15 protein-coding genes are annotated in these 15,891 nt (G+C 62.2%); 9 read left to right on the forward strand and 6 right to left on the reverse strand.

The annotated features are described in order from the left end of the window. Positions 1 to 872: 872 nt before the first annotated feature. Entirely contained in the window at positions 873 to 1,652 is a 780-nt protein-coding gene (gene yaaA / locus ABOA88_RS10805) for a peroxide stress protein YaaA (RefSeq protein ID WP_196170326.1), read from the reverse strand. 137 nt (positions 1,653 to 1,789) lie between these two features. Between yaaA and ABOA88_RS10810 the strand changes: the two genes are divergently transcribed. The 6 genes from ABOA88_RS10810 (at position 1,790) to ABOA88_RS10835 (ending at position 6,864) form a co-directional block, all read left to right on the forward strand. Then, positions 1,790 to 2,905 carry a polysaccharide deacetylase family protein gene (locus tag ABOA88_RS10810; protein ID WP_367851573.1) on the forward strand — a complete coding sequence of 372 codons (1,116 nt, stop codon included), beginning with the start codon at positions 1,790 to 1,792 and terminating at the stop codon, positions 2,903 to 2,905. 272 nt (positions 2,906 to 3,177) lie between these two features. Further along, positions 3,178 to 4,572, forward strand: a complete 1,395-nt coding sequence (locus tag ABOA88_RS10815; protein WP_070092305.1) for a PhoH family protein — start codon at positions 3,178 to 3,180, stop codon at positions 4,570 to 4,572. A gap of 164 nt (positions 4,573 to 4,736) precedes the next feature. Continuing rightward, positions 4,737 to 5,207 (forward strand): cyclic pyranopterin monophosphate synthase MoaC, encoded by a 471-nt coding sequence (moaC, locus tag ABOA88_RS10820; protein WP_367851572.1) that lies wholly within the window; start codon positions 4,737 to 4,739, stop codon positions 5,205 to 5,207. After that, the gene (locus ABOA88_RS10825; protein WP_084857196.1) at positions 5,207 to 5,452 is read left to right on the forward strand and encodes a MoaD/ThiS family protein; all 246 of its coding nucleotides are present in this window, start codon (positions 5,207 to 5,209) and stop codon (positions 5,450 to 5,452) included. The genes moaC and ABOA88_RS10825 overlap by 1 nt, the downstream gene beginning before the upstream one ends. Positions 5,453 to 5,454: 2 nt before the next feature. After that, entirely contained in the window at positions 5,455 to 5,901 is a 447-nt protein-coding gene (gene moaE / locus ABOA88_RS10830) for a molybdopterin synthase catalytic subunit MoaE (protein WP_367851571.1), read from the forward strand. A 186-nt stretch (positions 5,902 to 6,087) separates the two neighbouring features. Next, positions 6,088 to 6,864, forward strand: coding sequence for an ABC transporter substrate-binding protein (locus ABOA88_RS10835; protein WP_070576241.1), 777 nt, complete (start codon positions 6,088 to 6,090; stop codon positions 6,862 to 6,864). Positions 6,865 to 6,942: 78 nt separating this feature from the next. Here the strand turns inward: ABOA88_RS10835 and ABOA88_RS10840 are convergent, their stop codons facing one another. From ABOA88_RS10840 to ABOA88_RS10860, 5 genes are all read right to left on the reverse strand, one after another. Continuing rightward, positions 6,943 to 7,569 (reverse strand): helix-turn-helix transcriptional regulator, encoded by a 627-nt coding sequence (locus ABOA88_RS10840; protein ID WP_043207432.1) that lies wholly within the window; start codon positions 7,567 to 7,569, stop codon positions 6,943 to 6,945. Positions 7,570 to 7,643: 74 nt separating this feature from the next. Further along, the gene (locus ABOA88_RS10845) at positions 7,644 to 8,774 is read right to left on the reverse strand and encodes an NAD(P)/FAD-dependent oxidoreductase (protein ID WP_196170329.1); all 1,131 of its coding nucleotides are present in this window, start codon (positions 8,772 to 8,774) and stop codon (positions 7,644 to 7,646) included. A 10-nt stretch (positions 8,775 to 8,784) separates the two neighbouring features. Next, positions 8,785 to 9,735 (reverse strand): ornithine cyclodeaminase family protein, encoded by a 951-nt coding sequence (locus tag ABOA88_RS10850; protein ID WP_367851570.1) that lies wholly within the window; start codon positions 9,733 to 9,735, stop codon positions 8,785 to 8,787. A 236-nt stretch (positions 9,736 to 9,971) separates the two neighbouring features. Continuing rightward, positions 9,972 to 11,411, reverse strand: a complete 1,440-nt coding sequence (gene rhlB / locus ABOA88_RS10855; protein ID WP_196170331.1) for an ATP-dependent RNA helicase RhlB — start codon at positions 11,409 to 11,411, stop codon at positions 9,972 to 9,974. A 102-nt stretch (positions 11,412 to 11,513) separates the two neighbouring features. After that, the gene (locus ABOA88_RS10860; protein WP_196170332.1) at positions 11,514 to 12,170 is read right to left on the reverse strand and encodes an alpha/beta hydrolase; all 657 of its coding nucleotides are present in this window, start codon (positions 12,168 to 12,170) and stop codon (positions 11,514 to 11,516) included. Positions 12,171 to 12,507: 337 nt separating this feature from the next. Here ABOA88_RS10860 and ABOA88_RS10865 point away from each other — a divergent pair, with 337 nt between their 5' ends. The 3 genes from ABOA88_RS10865 (at position 12,508) to ABOA88_RS10875 (ending at position 15,888) form a co-directional block, all read left to right on the forward strand. Continuing rightward, positions 12,508 to 13,536, forward strand: a complete 1,029-nt coding sequence (locus ABOA88_RS10865; RefSeq protein ID WP_043207439.1) for an amino acid ABC transporter substrate-binding protein — start codon at positions 12,508 to 12,510, stop codon at positions 13,534 to 13,536. 65 nt (positions 13,537 to 13,601) lie between these two features. Beyond that, positions 13,602 to 14,780 carry an amino acid ABC transporter permease gene (locus tag ABOA88_RS10870; protein WP_274093113.1) on the forward strand — a complete coding sequence of 393 codons (1,179 nt, stop codon included), beginning with the start codon at positions 13,602 to 13,604 and terminating at the stop codon, positions 14,778 to 14,780. Positions 14,781 to 14,790: 10 nt separating this feature from the next. Next, on the forward strand, positions 14,791 to 15,888 hold the full coding sequence (locus ABOA88_RS10875; RefSeq protein WP_196170334.1) for an amino acid ABC transporter permease: 1,098 nt from the start codon (positions 14,791 to 14,793) through the stop codon (positions 15,886 to 15,888). The last annotated feature ends 3 nt before the right edge of the window (positions 15,889 to 15,891 follow it).

The raw sequence follows: 15,891 nt of genomic DNA on the forward strand, positions 1-15,891 counted from the left end.
ACCTCGTGTGTTTATCACGTCGGCTCCTTCGCAAAAGAGCCGGACCGGGTTGATTAACCAGCAGTTTTCGGGCGCACGGTGCCATGGCGATTGCACATATCACCGAACGCAGGCATGAATAAATCCAGAGCGCGCAAAGTTGTGCACTCAAAGTTGGCAGTTAAATGGCCAGTATTAAAAGGCGTGCCCTGAAATGCAGCCGTCTTTATTGCAGTGTGCTATTACGCCTACTGCTGTGCTTGCTCTTTCAATTGGAAAAAATCCTATGAAATCAACCACTAGGACGATTAGTAGGGGCGCGTCTCTCCTTCGTGGACAGGGCTTTCGGTTGATACCGTTGCGTCTGTCGAAGTTATCGGAGCCGGTAGTGGATACCGGCCGGTTGTCATCTGTAAGTCATCTCTCACGACACCCGCAAGAAAATCGTTACGGGTCCTATGAGCGATTGCCGGTAGCAGAAGTTCCGGGATGGGTTCTGCACGTATGAAAGATTTCTAAATATTTTTTCAGTGGAAAATACTTTCAATCTGATAGCACACGTCAGTTTCACCCCTATATATAAAGGGCGAAAACGAAGCGGGATGGTTATATGCCAGCATGCGAAAATTTTTTTCAAAATTCGTCAAAAAACTACGAACGGTCTTATGGCGTTTTGCAATAACGGCCTGGTCGTGGTTTTTTTGACGTCGAAATTATGACGAGATGGCCATTTGAAGCCTGCCCCATTGCGGGGCTGTCGGATGAGGTGACATGGCCAGTAGGGGCAGCGGTCTTGCTCAGTGGTGTCCTCTTCGCGGGTTTACCCGCGAAGGGGCCGCTGCAAGCAACACAAGACCGCTGCTCCCACCGGTAATGCGCAGGACCTGAAGGTCTTATTCGCCAGGGTGGTCGCGCAGGAACACCAGGTGGTCTGGCTTGGACTGTTCGGCACTGTAGTAATAGCCCTGCACATCGAAGCGCTTGAGCTGTTCGGGGTCGTTGATGCGCTCCTGGATCACGAAGCGGCTCATCATCCCGCGGGCTTTCTTGGCGTAGAAGCTGATGATCTTGTACTGCCCGTTCTTCCAGTCCTTGAAGTCGACATCGATCACCCGTGCCTTCAGGGCGCTGCGCTTGACCGCGCTGAAGTACTCGTTGCTGGCCAGGTTCAGCAGGAGGTCATCGCCTTGATCGGCCAAGGCCTGGTTCAGCCATTCGCTGATGCGCGTGCCCCAGAAGGCATAGAGGTCCTTGCCGCGGACGTTGGCCAGCTTGGTGCCCATTTCCAGGCGGTAGGGCTGCATCAAGTCCAGCGGGCGCAGCAGGCCGTAAAGGCCCGACAGCATGCGCAGGTGGTCCTGGGCGTAGCTGAAGTCGTCCTCGCCGAGGCTTTCGGCGTCCAGGCCGGTGTACACGTCACCTTTGAACGCCAGCAGCGCCTGCTTGGCGTTGGCTGGGGTGAAATCCGGGGTCCAGCTGCCGAAGCGGGCGGCGTTGAGGCCGGCGAGCTTGTCGGAGAGGTGCATCAGTTCGCTGATCTGTGCGGGTGTGAAGTCGCGCAGTTGGGTGATCAGCACCTGGGAGTCGTCCAGGTACTGGGGCAGGGTGAACCGCTGGGTCACCGGCGGGGTGTCGTAGTCGAGAGTCTTGGCGGGGGAAATCACCGTCAGCATCGGGTCGGCTCCTGGAATCGTCGAGGCGGATTCTACGGGCTGGGGCCGGCAAGACCAAACTATCGCGACGATAGTCACGGACCATCGTCCACCGCCACGTTATAGTGCGCGTCATGTTGCTGCGGAGAGCTTGATTCGTGCGTATTGCCTTCGTCCTGCTGGCCGGCCTGCTGAGCCTTGCCGCCCAGGCTGCCCCTTCGCCCCAGGCCACTCTGGACCGCACGCTGTGGCCTGAACAACTGGACAGCCCGGCGTTGTTCGATGTCGCCTCGCGGGCCGAAATCCTGTCGTTCGCCCAGGTGCTGCAGGAGAGTGAAATGCTCGACGAGCCGGCCCTGGCGGCGCGCCTGCAACTGCGCCAGATCAACCTGGCGGTGATTCGCGCGGTGCGTGCGCGCATGTGGCAGCGGCTATGGGAAAACTACCAACAGGCCCAGCGCAGTTGCGAGCAGGATGCGTCCTTTTGCTATCCGCTGGAGTCCATGGCCGAACTGCGGACCCTGGCGGCCACCTTCACCTCCGGCGTGGGCGAGTTCTATACCGGCTGGCTCGAGCCCAGCCGGGCATTCCACACCCTTTACCTGGATGAACAACTGCGCAAGGCGGCGTTGTTCCCTCAGCCCAGCAGCGAGGTCGAGCGCCTGTCGGACAGCGAGCGCACAGGCGATGAGCTCAACGACCGGGTGTTTCTGCTGACCTTCGTCGGTGGCCCCACCCCCGCGGGCGGTGCCACTGATGAGCTGGCCGATTATCTGCGTCGGCAAAAGCTCGGCGGCCTGTTCTTCGTGCTCGGCAACCGCTTGCAGCAGCGTGCCCCTGTGGGGGGGCTCTATGCCAGGCAATGCGTGGGTATCCAGGGCTGGGAGTACCGTTCCCATGCCCAATGGCTGGACTGGCAGGATTCGCTGCGCCGGGCCCAGGCCCGGGTCCAGTCCGACCTGCCGGCGCAGTACGTGCCGTTGTTCCGCCCGCCGTACGGGCAGCGTCGTGCCGATGGCGAGGCATTCATGGCCAGCCAGAAGCTTCAGGTTTCGCTGTGGGACATCGACGCCCAGGACGACAGTGCACTGAGCGCCGAGGCCTCGGCGCATCGGGTGCTGACCTTGATGCTGTTGTGGCGCAAGGGGGTGATCCAGTTCCACGACAACCTGCCCAAGGCACAACCGGCGCTGGAGTGGCTGCTGCGCAACACGGCGCAGAGTGGAATCGGCTGGGAGGATTGCCTGGAATATGGGCAGCGTGATGGGGCTTGATCTTTGACTCTAGACCCGCTCACGGCTCAAGCCAAGCCCTGAACGTCAATCGGAAAAATAAAGTTCAAAGGAACGTAAAAAGACTTTTTTTGGTCATCATTAATGCGGTATGTAGGTACCAGACAGCCGAATCCTGCAGCACAGGTGGCGTCATCCAGGCCCTCCTTGCCAGGTGCGCTCCCCGCCCGTAACGACGCGGATACGGGGAGAACGGCGGTCACTCTGCGGCGCAGCATTACGCGTCGTGTGGCTTTCACATAAGGTGACCGAGTATGGATGACCAAGGACGCAATTCTTCCTCCACCCAGCCAATCCTGTATGTGCTCGATACCAATGTCCTGATCCACGATCCAAACGCTTTGCTCAACTTCGAGGAGCACCATGTCGCCATTCCGATGACGGTGCTGGAGGAACTCGACAAGCTCAAGACCGGCAAACACACCATCGCCGCCGAATGCCGCCAGGCCATCCGCCTCATCGACCAGACTCTCGGCGATGCCTCGCCCAGCGATGTCGAGCAGGGCGTGCCGATCCAGCGTGGCAAGAGCGGGCCCAAGGGGTTCCTGTCGATCCTGATGAGCCCACGCAACGAACCAAATCGGCTGCTGCCCGAAACCCTCAACGACAACATCATCATCAACCAGCTTCTGGAGTTGCGTGCCCGTCGCTCCGACCTGGACGTGGTGCTGGTGACCAAGGACATCAACATGCGCCTGAAGGCGCGTGCCTGTGGCATCGCCGCCGAGGACTACAGCACCGACCAGTTGGTCGATGACGTCTCCTTGCTGTCCAAGGGTTACCACTCGGTGACCGGCTCGTTCTGGGATCGCGTCAGCAAGGTCGAAACCCGCCAGGAGCGCGGTCGCACCTGGCATCGAGTGCAACTGACCGACAACCTGCCGGCGGTGCACGTCAATGAGTTCATCATCGACGAGCAAGGTTTCGTCGGCTGGATCAAAGGCATCCGTGAAGACGAACTGCTGCTGCTCGACCTGCACCAGGAGCCGTTGCTGCACCAGGAAGCCTGGGGGCTGAAACCACGCGACATCCATCAGAGCCTGGCGTTGTTCGCGCTGCTCGACCCGGATATCCACCTGGTCAACCTGACCGGCGCCGCCGGCTCCGGCAAGACCATCCTGGCGCTTGCCGCCGCCATCGAGCAGACCATGGTCAGCAAGCGCTACCGGCGCATCATCGCCACCCGCAGCGTGCAGGGGCTGGACCAGGAGATCGGCTTCCTGCCGGGGACCGAGGCCGAGAAAATGGAGCCTTGGCTGGGCGCCATCACCGACAACCTCGAAGCCCTGCACATGGATGACGAGAGTACCCATGGCAGCGTCGAGTACATCCTCGAGCGGGTACCGTTGCAGTTCAAGTCGCTGAACTACATCCGTGGGCGCAGCTTCCAGCAGAGCCTGATCCTGATCGACGAGTGCCAGAACCTCACCCCGCACCAGATGAAGACCATCATCACCCGTGCCGGGGCAGGGTCCAAGGTGGTGTGCCTGGGCAACCTGGCGCAGATCGATACCCCTTACCTGTCGGCCACCAGCTCCGGGCTGACCTACCTCACCGAACGCTTCAAGGACTTCCCCCACGGCGTTCATATCACCTTGCAGGGCGTGCCACGCTCGGTACTGGCCGAGTACGCCGAGTCCCATCTGTAACCCCAGTCTGCCGGGCGGTTCGCCGCCCGGCTTCTGTGGCGTCCTCTACGCCGATACCCCCGCTCCCACCGCCGCCAGTGTGATTTGGCCTGCCTGCGACACAACCACTGCTCAAAGCTGACCTGCGGGTTTACACTCTTTGTTCCCTTCACAGGAGCAATGCAGTGCTGACTCATCTCGATTCCCAGGGGCGCGCCAACATGGTCGACGTCACCGAAAAGGCCGTGACCGCGCGTGAGGCGGTGGCCGAAGCGCGGGTGCGCATGTTGCCGCAGACCTTGCAGATGATCGTCGACGGCGAGCATCCCAAGGGCGATGTGTTCGCCGTGGCGCGGATCGCCGGGATCCAGGCGGCGAAGAAGACCAGCGACCTGATCCCGCTGTGCCATCCGCTGATGCTCACCAGCGTCAAGGTCGAGCTCAGTGCCGAAGGCTCTGATGTGGTGCGCATCGTCGCCCGTTGCAAACTGGCCGGGCAGACCGGCGTGGAAATGGAAGCGCTGACCGCCGCCAGCGTCGCGGCGCTGACGATCTATGACATGTGCAAGGCCGTCGACAAAGGCATGGTGATCGAGCAGGTGCGCCTGCTGGAGAAGCTCGGCGGCAAGAGCGGCCATTACCAGGTGGAGGCGTGATGAAGGTTCAGGTGGTGTATTTCGCCCGTTATCGTGAATTGCTAGGGGTCGATGGCGAGCCGCTCGAAGGGGCCTTCGCGACCCTGGACGACGTGCGCCAGGCCTTGGTGGCCAAGGGCGGGCAATACGAGTTGCTGGCCGAGCAGAACCTGATGTGCGCACGCAACCAGGATCTGTGCAAGCTGGCCGAGCCGGTGGAGGAGGGCGACGAAGTGGCGTTCTTCCCGCCGGTCACGGGAGGTTGAGCATGGGCGTTCGAGTACAGGAGCAGGCCTTCGATCCAGGCCTTGAGGTCAATGCGATGCACGCGGCCAACGTCGGTGTGGGCGCGGTGGTGGGGTTCGTCGGCTATGTGCGGGATTTCAACGATGGCCGTGAAGTGGCGGGGATGTTCCTCGAGCATTACCCAGGCATGACCGAGAAAGCGTTGGCCAAGATCGTCGTCGAGGCCGAGCAACGCTGGCCACTGCTCAGGGTCGAGGTGCTGCACCGCATCGGCGCGCTGGAGCCGGGCGAACCGATCGTCTTTGTCGGTGTGGCCAGCGCCCACCGTCAGGCGGCGTTCGACGCCTGCAATTTCATCATGGACTACCTCAAGACCCGGGCGCCGTTCTGGAAGAAAGAGAACACCCAGGATGGGCCGCGTTGGGTCGAAGGCCGGCAAAGCGACCAGGACGCCGCCGGTCGCTGGTGAAGCTGCCGAGGCACGGGCGGGCCGGATGCGTCTGCCCTTGCCGCACGTTGTGGTTGGTAGTTGAGTTTCTATACAAAAAAGTCCAGTATGGAATCATAAGTACAAAATGATTCCAGGCAGCCTTGCGCCTGTCACCTTTGCTCTGTCTTGCACCACACCTCCAATAACGAGCGAGAGAGATCCCCCATGAGAAAGCTCACCCTGATCAGTGGTCTGGCCCTGGGCCTGTTGGCCGGTAGCAACCTGTACGCTGCCGAGAACGTCCTGCGTATCGGTATCGAGGCCGCCTACCCGCCGTTTGCCTCGAAAAACGACAAGGGCGAAATCGTGGGCTTCGACTACGAGATCGGCAATGCCCTGTGCGCGCAAATGAAGGTCAAGTGTGTCTGGAACGAGGTCGAGTTCGACGGGCTGATCCCCTCGTTGAAGGTCAGGAAGATCGATGCGGCCTTGTCGTCGATGACCATCACCAAAGAGCGCAAGCAATCGGTGGACTTCACCCACAAGTACTACTTCACCTCATCGCGCCTGGTGATGAAGAAGGGGGCGGTGGTCGATGACCAGTACCAGAGCCTCAAGGGCAAGACCATCGGCGTGCAGCGTGCCACCACCACTGACCGCTATGCCACTGAAGTGCTCGAACCCATGGGTGTGAAGGTCAACCGCTACAGCAACAACGAAGAGATCTACATGGACCTGGCGTCCGGGCGTGTGGATGCCATTTTTGCCGATACCATTCCCCTGGAGGACTTCCTGTCGATGCCTCGGGGCGCCGACTTTGCCTTCGTAGGGCCGGAGCTGAAGGATCCCAAGTACGTCGGTGAAGGTGCCGGGATCGCGGTGCGCAAAGGCAACACCGAATTGGTGAGCCAGCTCAATAGCGCCATCGATGCCATTCGTGCCAACGGTGAATACCAGAAGATCCAGGCCAAGTACTTCAAATCGGATATCTACGGCGACTGAAACAGTGCGCAGGGGGCGCCTTGCGCCCCTTTCCGACCGCTCCGGGCCCCGGCAATCGTCAAGGGCGCTCTGGAGCGCTCAGGCCTTGAGCTCCTTCAGGTGCTTGTACACCGTCGCCCGTCCCATTCCCAGCACGTTGGCCACATAGTTGGCCGCGCTCTTGCCCTTGAAGGCGCCCTCGGCATGCAGGGCCAGGACCAGCTCGCGCTTGTGATCGCGGGTCAGCAGGTTAAGGCTCAACTGACGTTGGCGCAGCCAGCCGTTGAGGAAGGTGTTGATGCGTTCCTGCCAGTCGTCGCGAAACAGCGCGTCGGGTTGGGGAATCAATCGGCTGGGTGAAAGGAACAGATCCAGCGCCGCCTTGGCGTTCTCGAACAGCGAGATGTTCAGGTTGATGCACAGCATCGCCAGGGGCGTGCCTGCGGCATCGCGCAACACGGTGCTCAAGGAGCGGATCTTCTGCCCGTCCCAGTTGAGTTTTTCGTAGGGGCCGATGTTGGTTTCATCGGTGCCGTGTTCGAGCATGTCTTCCAGGGCCGCATCGTCGCCAATCTCGCGCTTGGACAGGTTGTTGGCGATGTAGTCGATCTTTTGCGTGCGCAGGTCGTGCAGCACCACTTCGGCATGGGGGAAGAACAGAGTGGCGATGGCATCGGCGATGGCCCGGTAGTTGTCCAGGGCCGGGTCAGGGCGAGGGGATGGCATTGAGGCAGGCTCCAGGCTGTGTCAGCGCCCTTGCGGCGAGGGCGCTGCGAGTGTGCCGCAATCGCGGCGGCGCGTCATCCCGACAGGCGCGCCGGGGACAGCATGGCGGCCGTCAGGCCAAAGCCATGCAGGTGTTCCGGTAGCGCCTCGCCACGCACCAGGGCGGCGCTGGCCTGGCCCATGGCGGGGGAGGTCTGGATGCCGTAGCCGCCTTGGCCCGCGACCCAGAACAGCCCAGGTACTTGCGGGTCGAAGCCGGCGACCAGGTCGCCGTCGGCAACGAAACTGCGCAGCCCGGCCCAGGTGCGGGTGGGACGGCGGATGCGCAGGGTGGTGGCTTCCTCGATCTGGTAGATGCCCAGGGCGATGTCGAGCTCTTCGGGCTGTACATCGTGTGGCTCCACCGGGTCGGCATTGGCGGGTGATCCAAGGAGCATGCCGGCATCCGGCTTCATGTAGAAGGACTCATCGAGGCTGACCAGCATCGGCCAATGGTGGCAGTCGACGCCCTCGGGAGCGGCGAAGATGAAGGCAGCGCGGCGCTTGGGTTGCAGGCCGAGGGGGCGAGCGCCGGCCAGTACCCCGATGTGGTCCGCCCAGGCGCCCGCGGCGTTGATCAGCACAGGCGCGCTGAAACTGCCTTGGTTGGTATGCACCTGCCACAGCCCTTGGGCGTCACGCTCCACACGTTGCACCTCGCAATCGCTGCGCACTTCGCCCTGCTGCCGGCGAATGCCACGCAGGTAGCCTTGGTGCAGGGCATCGGTGTCGATGTCGCTGGCGCTCGGGTCGTAGAGGGCGCCATGGACTTTGTCCCGACACAGCACCGGCAGACGGGCGCAGGCTTGGTCGGCATCGAGCAGCTCGAATTCGGGCACGCAGGCCTTGGCGCTGAGGTACTGGCGTTGCAGTTCGGCGGGGTCGCCGTTGAAGTCCACGGTCATCTCACCGCGTGGGGTGAGCAGAGGATGCTCGGCGAAACCACTGGGCGGATGATCGAAAAAGGCGCGGCTGGCGAGGGTCAGGGCGCGTACCTGTGGCGTGCCATACGCGGCGGTGTAGAGCGCCGCCGAACGGCCGGTGGAGTGATAGCCGGGCTGGGATTCGCGCTCGAGCACAAGCACGCGGCCATGGGCTGCAAGCCAGTAGCCGGTGGAGGCGCCGGCGATACCCGCGCCCACGATGATGTAGTCGGCAGTCTGCATGCTGTTCTCCTCAGGCTTCGCGCACCAGCTGATACAGGGCATTGGCCAGGGCAATGTCCTCCAGGCCCAGTCCGATGGAACGGAAGAAGGCATGGCGTTGGTAGGCGGGCGCGGCGGCCTTGCCACTGAGCAGTTGCGGCAGGTCGCCGGCGATCGCGTCTGCCTGCCACCCCAACTGCTCGACGGCGATGCGCATTTCGCCCGCGCTGGCGGGGGTGGTTACCCGGTAATCGCAGTAGACATCCATTTCGGCCAGGCAGGCTGGCGGGATTTCATGGGCGCGCACGGCATTGGTGCTGATCGAGGTGATCAGCGCCGGTTTGCTCAGCGTGCGTGGGTCGATGACTGGCACGGCCGAGGAGGTGCAGAGCATGATCACGTCGGCATCGTCCAGGGCCTGCTCGAGGTTTTCCATCAATTGCAGGCGGCTGTCGAGGCCGGCCAGTTGTTCGCGTTGCCCTGCGCTCTGTTGGCCCAGGCTGGGGGAATACAGGCGAATGTCCTGCCAGTCGCGCAGGCCGCGCACGTAGTGCAGGTGAGCGCGGGCGATCGGGCCGCTGCCGATTACCGTCAGGCGGCGGGCATGGCCTGGGGCCAGCGCGTCGATGGCCACGGCAGTGGTGGCGGCGGTGCGTGCAGTGGTCAGTTCGCCGGCGTCGCAGAGCATCAGAGGTTGACCGCTGTCCATGGACATCAGCAGGGTCCAGGCGGTGACCAGGGGGCCTTGGTCGCGGACGATGTAGGGCGAGGTTTTTACCCCATAGACCCGCTCCGTGGCCAACACGCCGCCATAGTTTATGAAGTCGCCCCGGCCAGCCGGAAACTCCACCAGTTGTTGGGGTGGCTGTACCGCCTGGCCGCTTGCCAGGTCACGGAACAGATTACGCAGGATGTGTGGGACATCCACCTGGGCGAGCAATTGGCGGGCGTGTTGTTGATCGACGACGAGGGGCGCGGTCATACGAAGCTCCAGATAAACTATTTTTTCCATTATGGACTTTTTGTTTATTTGGACAATATCGCAGGCGCAAAAAGGTTGGGATGCAGCGCAGCACCAGAAAGGGAGGGGCAGAGGAGCAGGGGCGGGGCTTTGCCCAGAGAACAGGCACTGCGGCTCGGCGCAGGGCTTGTGGGAGCGGTCTTGCCGGGGCGCCGGACCGCTCGGGAAGGGGCACAAGGTGCCCCAAGGTACACAGCTCAGTGATGCTTGCGCGGTATCGACTTCAGCAGTTCGTCCGGTGGCATCTCGCATTTGATCTTGCGCCCCAGCAGCTCTTCGATGGCCGGAAGCTGGTAGGCATCGTCCTCGCCGGCGAAGCTGATCGACACGCCGCTGGTGCCGGCACGACCGGTACGGCCGATGCGGTGCACGTAGTCGTCCGGGTCTTCCGGCAAGGTGAAATTGATCACGTGGCTGATGCCGTCGATATGAATGCCACGGCCGGCCACGTCGGTGGCCACCAGCACCGCGATGCGGCCTTCGCGGAAGCTCTCCAGGGTGCGGATGCGCTTGTGCTGCGGCACGTCGCCCGACAGCTGGGCGGCATTGATGCCGTCGCGCACCAGGCGCTCTTCGATGCGGCGCACTTCATCCTTGCGGTTCGCGAAGACCATCACCCGTTCCCACTTGTTCTGGGTGACCAGGTTGTACAGCAGCTTGTACTTGTCGCTGCTGGCCACCGCATAGACGTGCTGTTCGACCGTTTCGCTGGCCACGTTCTCCGGCTCGATCTCGACGATGGCCGGGTTGGTGGTCCACTGCTTGGCCAGGTTCATCACGTCATCGGTGAAGGTGGCGGAGAACAGCAGGGTCTGACGCTCGCTCTTGGGCGGGGTCTGGCGGATGATCTGCCGGACCTGGGGGATGAAGCCCATGTCGAGCATGCGGTCGGCTTCGTCGAGCACCAGCACCTCGACCATGTCCAGGTGCACCTCGCCGCGCTGGTGGAAGTCCAGCAGGCGGCCTGGCGTGGCCACCAGGATGTCGCAGTGGCGCGCTTCCAGGGCCTTGAGCTGCTTGTCGAAGTCCATGCCGCCGACGAACGTCATGACGTTCAGGCCGCTGTACTTGGTCAGGGCCATGGCGTCCTTGGCGATCTGCACCACCAGCTCGCGGGTTGGCGCGATGATCAGCGCGCGCGGCTCGCCCATGTAGCGTTCCTTGGGCGGCGGTACCTGCTGCAGCTGGGAAATGATCGAGATCAGGAACGCGGCGGTCTTGCCGGTGCCGGTCTGGGCCCGGCCGATGGCGTCCTTGCCGCGCAGGGTATGACCCAGCACCTGGGCCTGGATCGGCGTGCAGTATGGGAAGCCCAGATCATGGATGGCATGCATCAGCTCGTTGGAAAGCTTGAAGTCATGGAAGCGGGTTTTGCCCTCCAGGGGCTCGACTACGAAATCTTCCGGCTTCCACAGGCTGGCCTGGGGCTTGGGTTTGCGTTCGCGACGCGGCTTGTCCTTGACGGGCTTGTCGTCGCGAGTGGGGGGCGTGGCCTCGGTCGTGTCGACCGACGAGGCTGGAGGCGCCGGCGGTTCGACCGCGGGTGCAGGTGGGGGCGTCATCACGCCGGCGGCAGGCACGGTGGCCTGGGGGGCGGCGTCGCCCTTGGCGAAAATTTTCTTGAGTGCCTTGAGCACGATCGTCTCGTCAACTGGTTAAGGAATGTACGCCCGGCAGTGTAATGCAAGAACCGGGCAGGGCGTAGTGCGGTACGCCTACAACTACAGCAGATTGCACCGCTAGCGCAGGTGGCGTACCAGCCAGTTGTAGATGTCGTTGATTTCCTGGGGCACCACCTCGTGTTCCATCGGGTACTCCTCCCAGGTCACCTCGACGCCCCACTGCTTGAGGTGCTCATAGGCCGTGCGGCCCATGGACGGGATCACCACCGGGTCGTGCACGCCGTGCAGGCAGAGGGCCGGGGTGCGCTGCTGGCAGGCGCTGAGCTGATGGCTGTCATTGAAAGTGGGCGCGTAGGTGGACAACGCCAGCACACCGCCCAGGGCTTCCTGCCACTTTATATAGGCCGTGTGCAGCACCACCGCGCCACCCTGGGAGAACCCCGCCAGGAAGATTCGCGTCAGGTCGATGCCCTTGGCCCGCTCGGCTTCGATCAACGCCACCACCTGATCGGCGGATGCTTCCAACTGCGCTTCGTCGATTGCTCGCGCAGGCGTCATGGCCTTGATGTCGTACCAGCTAGGCATGGCGTAGCCGCCATTAATCGTTACCGCGCGTGTCGGCGCCTGGGGCATAACGAAGCGGGTGCTGAGCAGGTGTTCCTGCAACGCTTCGGCCACTGGTAGGAAGTCGTAACGGTCGGCCCCCAGGCCGTGCAACCAGATAACACAGGCGTCTGCGGTGTTCTGGGGTTCGAGGATCAACGGGTTGGTCATGACTGCTCCGAAAGTGTGCGCACGCGCCTGATCGAGTGCATGAAATAAAGGCGTGCAGGGGTAATGCCACAAGAAGATGTCGCAACTCTACAACTTTTCCTGCTTGACGACCCCTTAAACGCTTGAGCCCAGGACTGTGGTACGCCCTTTGCTATGAATCAACCGATGCGAGGGGATATCCGGAGACGGTAACACCCTTCGTGCGGATAGAAGGCTGTCACCAGAACGGCCCATTGCGCCAATTGACCCGATAAAAAGCCAACAAGGGGTCGGATGCGCCTCATAAGGGTGCGGTGCAATTCCGGCTCGATACAACAAGAGCGATTGGAGGTTGTGAATGAAGATGTTGAAAACCACCCTGGCAGTCCTGACCGCTGCCGCTGCGCTGGGCGCCACCAGCTTCGCCCACGCTGGCGCTACGCTTGATGCGGTAAAGAAGAAGGGCTTCGTCCAGTGTGGCGTGAGTGACGGCCTGCCGGGCTTCTCGGTACCGGACAGCACCGGCAAGATCGTCGGTATCGATGCCGATGTGTGCCGCGCCGTGGCCGCCGCCGTCTTCGGCGACGCGACCAAGGTCAAGTTCAGCCAGCTCAACGCCAAAGAACGCTTCACTGCGCTGCAATCGGGTGAAGTCGATGTCCTGTCGCGCAACACCACCTGGACCAGTTCGCGTGATGCCGGGATGGGCCTGGTATTCGCCGGCGTGACCTACTACGACGGCGTCGGTTTCCTGGTCAACAAGAAGCTGGGCGTCTCCAGTGCCAAGGAGCTCGATGGCGCGACCATCTGCATCCAGGCCGGTACCACCACCGAGTTGAACGTCTCTGACTTCTTCCGTGCCAATGGCCTGAAGTACACCCCGATCACCTTCGACACTTCCGATGAAAGCGCCAAGTCGCTGGAATCCGGTCGTTGCGATGTGCTGACCTCCGACAAGTCGCAGCTGTTCGCCCAGCGCTCCAAGCTGGCCGCGCCAAGCGAATACGTGGTGCTGCCGGAAACCATCTCGAAGGAGCCTCTGGGCCCGGTCGTGCGCAAGGGTGACGAGGAGTGGTTCAGCATCGTCAAGTGGACCCTCTTCGCCATGCTTAACGCCGAAGAGGCAGGCATCACCTCGAAGAACGTCGAGGCCGAGGCCAAGTCCACCAAGAACCCCGACGTCGCCCGCCTGCTCGGTGCCGACGGCGAGTACGGCAAGGACCTGAAGCTACCCAAGGACTGGGTGGTGCAGATCGTCAAACAGGTGGGTAACTACGGCGAAGTGTTCGAGAAGAACCTGGGCCAGAGCACTGACCTGAAGATCGATCGTGGCATGAACGCCCTGTGGAACAACGGCGGCATCCAGTACGCGCCACCAGTGCGCTGATGGTTGCACCTGCGGCGGCACCGCGCCGCCGCAGGTTGTTCGATCCCATCCTTTCGGGGCATTACATGCAAAATCAAATTGGCGCGCAGAAGGGGTTTTCCCTGAGCGATCCACGTGTGCGCGCGTGGCTGTTCCAGATCGTCACGGTGGTCTTCGTGGTCGGCCTGGGCTGGTACCTGTTCCACAACACGCAAACCAACCTGCAACACCGGGGTATCACCTCGGGTTTTGACTTTCTCGAGCGCAGCGCAGGCTTCGGCATCGCCCAGCACCTGATTCCCTACGTGGAGTCGGACAGCTACGCCCGTGTGTTTCTTATCGGCCTGCTCAACACCCTGCTGGTCACCTTCATCGGCATCATCCTGGCAACGCTGTTGGGCTTCATCATCGGTGTGGCGCGGCTGTCGCCGAACTGGATGATCAACAAGCTGGCGACAGTCTATGTCGAGACGTTCCGCAACATTCCGCCGTTGTTGCAGATCCTGTTCTGGTACTTCGCGGTGTTCCTGACGCTACCGGGGCCGCGGGGCAGCATCAACCTGCAGGACACCTTCTTCATCAGTAACCGTGGCGTGAACATGCCCGGTGCCTCCATGGCCGAGGGCTTCTGGCCGTTCGTGGGCGCCGTGGTGCTGGCGATCGTCGCCATCGCGCTGATGGTGCGTCTTGCCAACAAGCGCTTCGATGAAACCGGCGAGCCGTTCCACAAGTTCTGGGTGGGGCTGCTCATGTTAATCGGCATCCCAGGCGTGTGCGTGCTGCTGTTCGGCAATCCGTTGAGCTGGGAAGTGCCGCAGCTCAAGGGCTTCAACTTCGTGGGTGGCTGGGTGCTGATCCCTGAACTGCTGGCCCTGACCTTGGCGCTGACCATCTATACCGCAGCGTTCATTGCCGAGATCGTGCGTTCGGGCATCCGTTCGGTCAGCCATGGCCAGACCGAGGCCGCGCGCTCTCTTGGCCTGCGCGAGGGGCCGACCCTGCGCAAGGTGATCATCCCCCAGGCATTGCGGGTGATCGTGCCGCCGCTGACCAGCCAGTACCTGAACCTGGCGAAGAACTCATCCCTGGCGGCCGGCATCGGCTACCCGGAAATGGTCTCGCTGTTCGCCGGTACCGTGCTCAACCAGACCGGTCAGGCCATCGAGGTGATCGCTATCACCATGAGTGTCTATCTGGCCATCAGCATCAGCATTTCGCTGCTGATGAACTGGTACAACAAGCGCATCGCGCTGATCGAGCGGTGAGGATACGCCAGTGACTGCCCATGTTTTCAAACCTGACATGCCGCCACCGGTCAAGACCGTCGGCGTGCTCGCATGGATGCGTGCGAACCTGTTCTCCAGCTGGTTGAACACCCTGTTGACGCTGTTCGCCTTGTACCTGGTGTGGCTGATCGTGCCGCCTTTGGTGCAATGGGCGTTCATCGATGCCAACTGGGTCGGCACCACCCGTGCCGATTGCACCAAGGAAGGCGCCTGCTGGGTGTTCATCCAGCAACGCTTCGGCCAGTTCATGTACGGCTACTACCCGGCGGAGTTGCGCTGGCGGGTCGACCTGACCGTCTGGCTTGCCGTGCTGGGCGCCGCGCCGCTGTTCATCAAGCGTTTCCCGCGCAAGGTGGCCTACGGCCTGGGCTTTCTGGTGCTGTACCCGATCATCGCCTACACCTTGCTGCACGGTGGCTACCTGGGTCTGAGCACGGTTCCGACCAGCCAGTGGGGCGGCCTGATGCTGACCTTGGTGATCGCCACCGTCGGCATCGTTGGCGCCTTGCCCCTGGGCATCCTGCTGGCGCTGGGACGGCGTTCCAACATGCCGGCGGTGAAGGTGGTCTGCGTGACCTTCATCGAGTTCTGGCGTGGCGTGCCACTGATCACCGTACTGTTCATGTCCTCGGTGATGCTGCCGTTGTTCCTGCCCGAGGGCATGAGCTTCGACAAGCTGCTGCGGGCGATGATCGGGGTGATCCTGTTCCAGTCGGCCTATATCGCCGAGGTGGTCCGCGGCGGGCTGCAGGCCATTCCCAAGGGCCAATACGAGGCGGCTGCGGCCATGGGCCTGGGCTACTGGCGGTCGATGGGGCTGGTGATCCTGCCTCAGGCGCTCAAGCTGGTGATCCCCGGCATCGTCAACACCTTCATTGCCCTGTTCAAGGACACGAGCCTGGTGATCATCATCGGCCTGTTCGACCTGCTCAACAGCGTCAAGCAGGCTGCGGCCGACCCGACCTGGCTGGGCATGGCGACCGAGGGCTATGTGTTCGCCGCCTTGGTGTTCTGGATTTTCTGTTTCGGTATGTCCCGCTACTCCATGCACCTGGAGCGCAAGCTGGACACTGGCCACAAGCGTTAGGAG

Origin of the sequence: Pseudomonas sp. PKS, from assembly GCF_051913525.1 — a bacterium.
In the GTDB taxonomy this organism is placed as follows: domain Bacteria; phylum Pseudomonadota; class Gammaproteobacteria; order Pseudomonadales; family Pseudomonadaceae; genus Aquipseudomonas; species Aquipseudomonas guariconensis_D.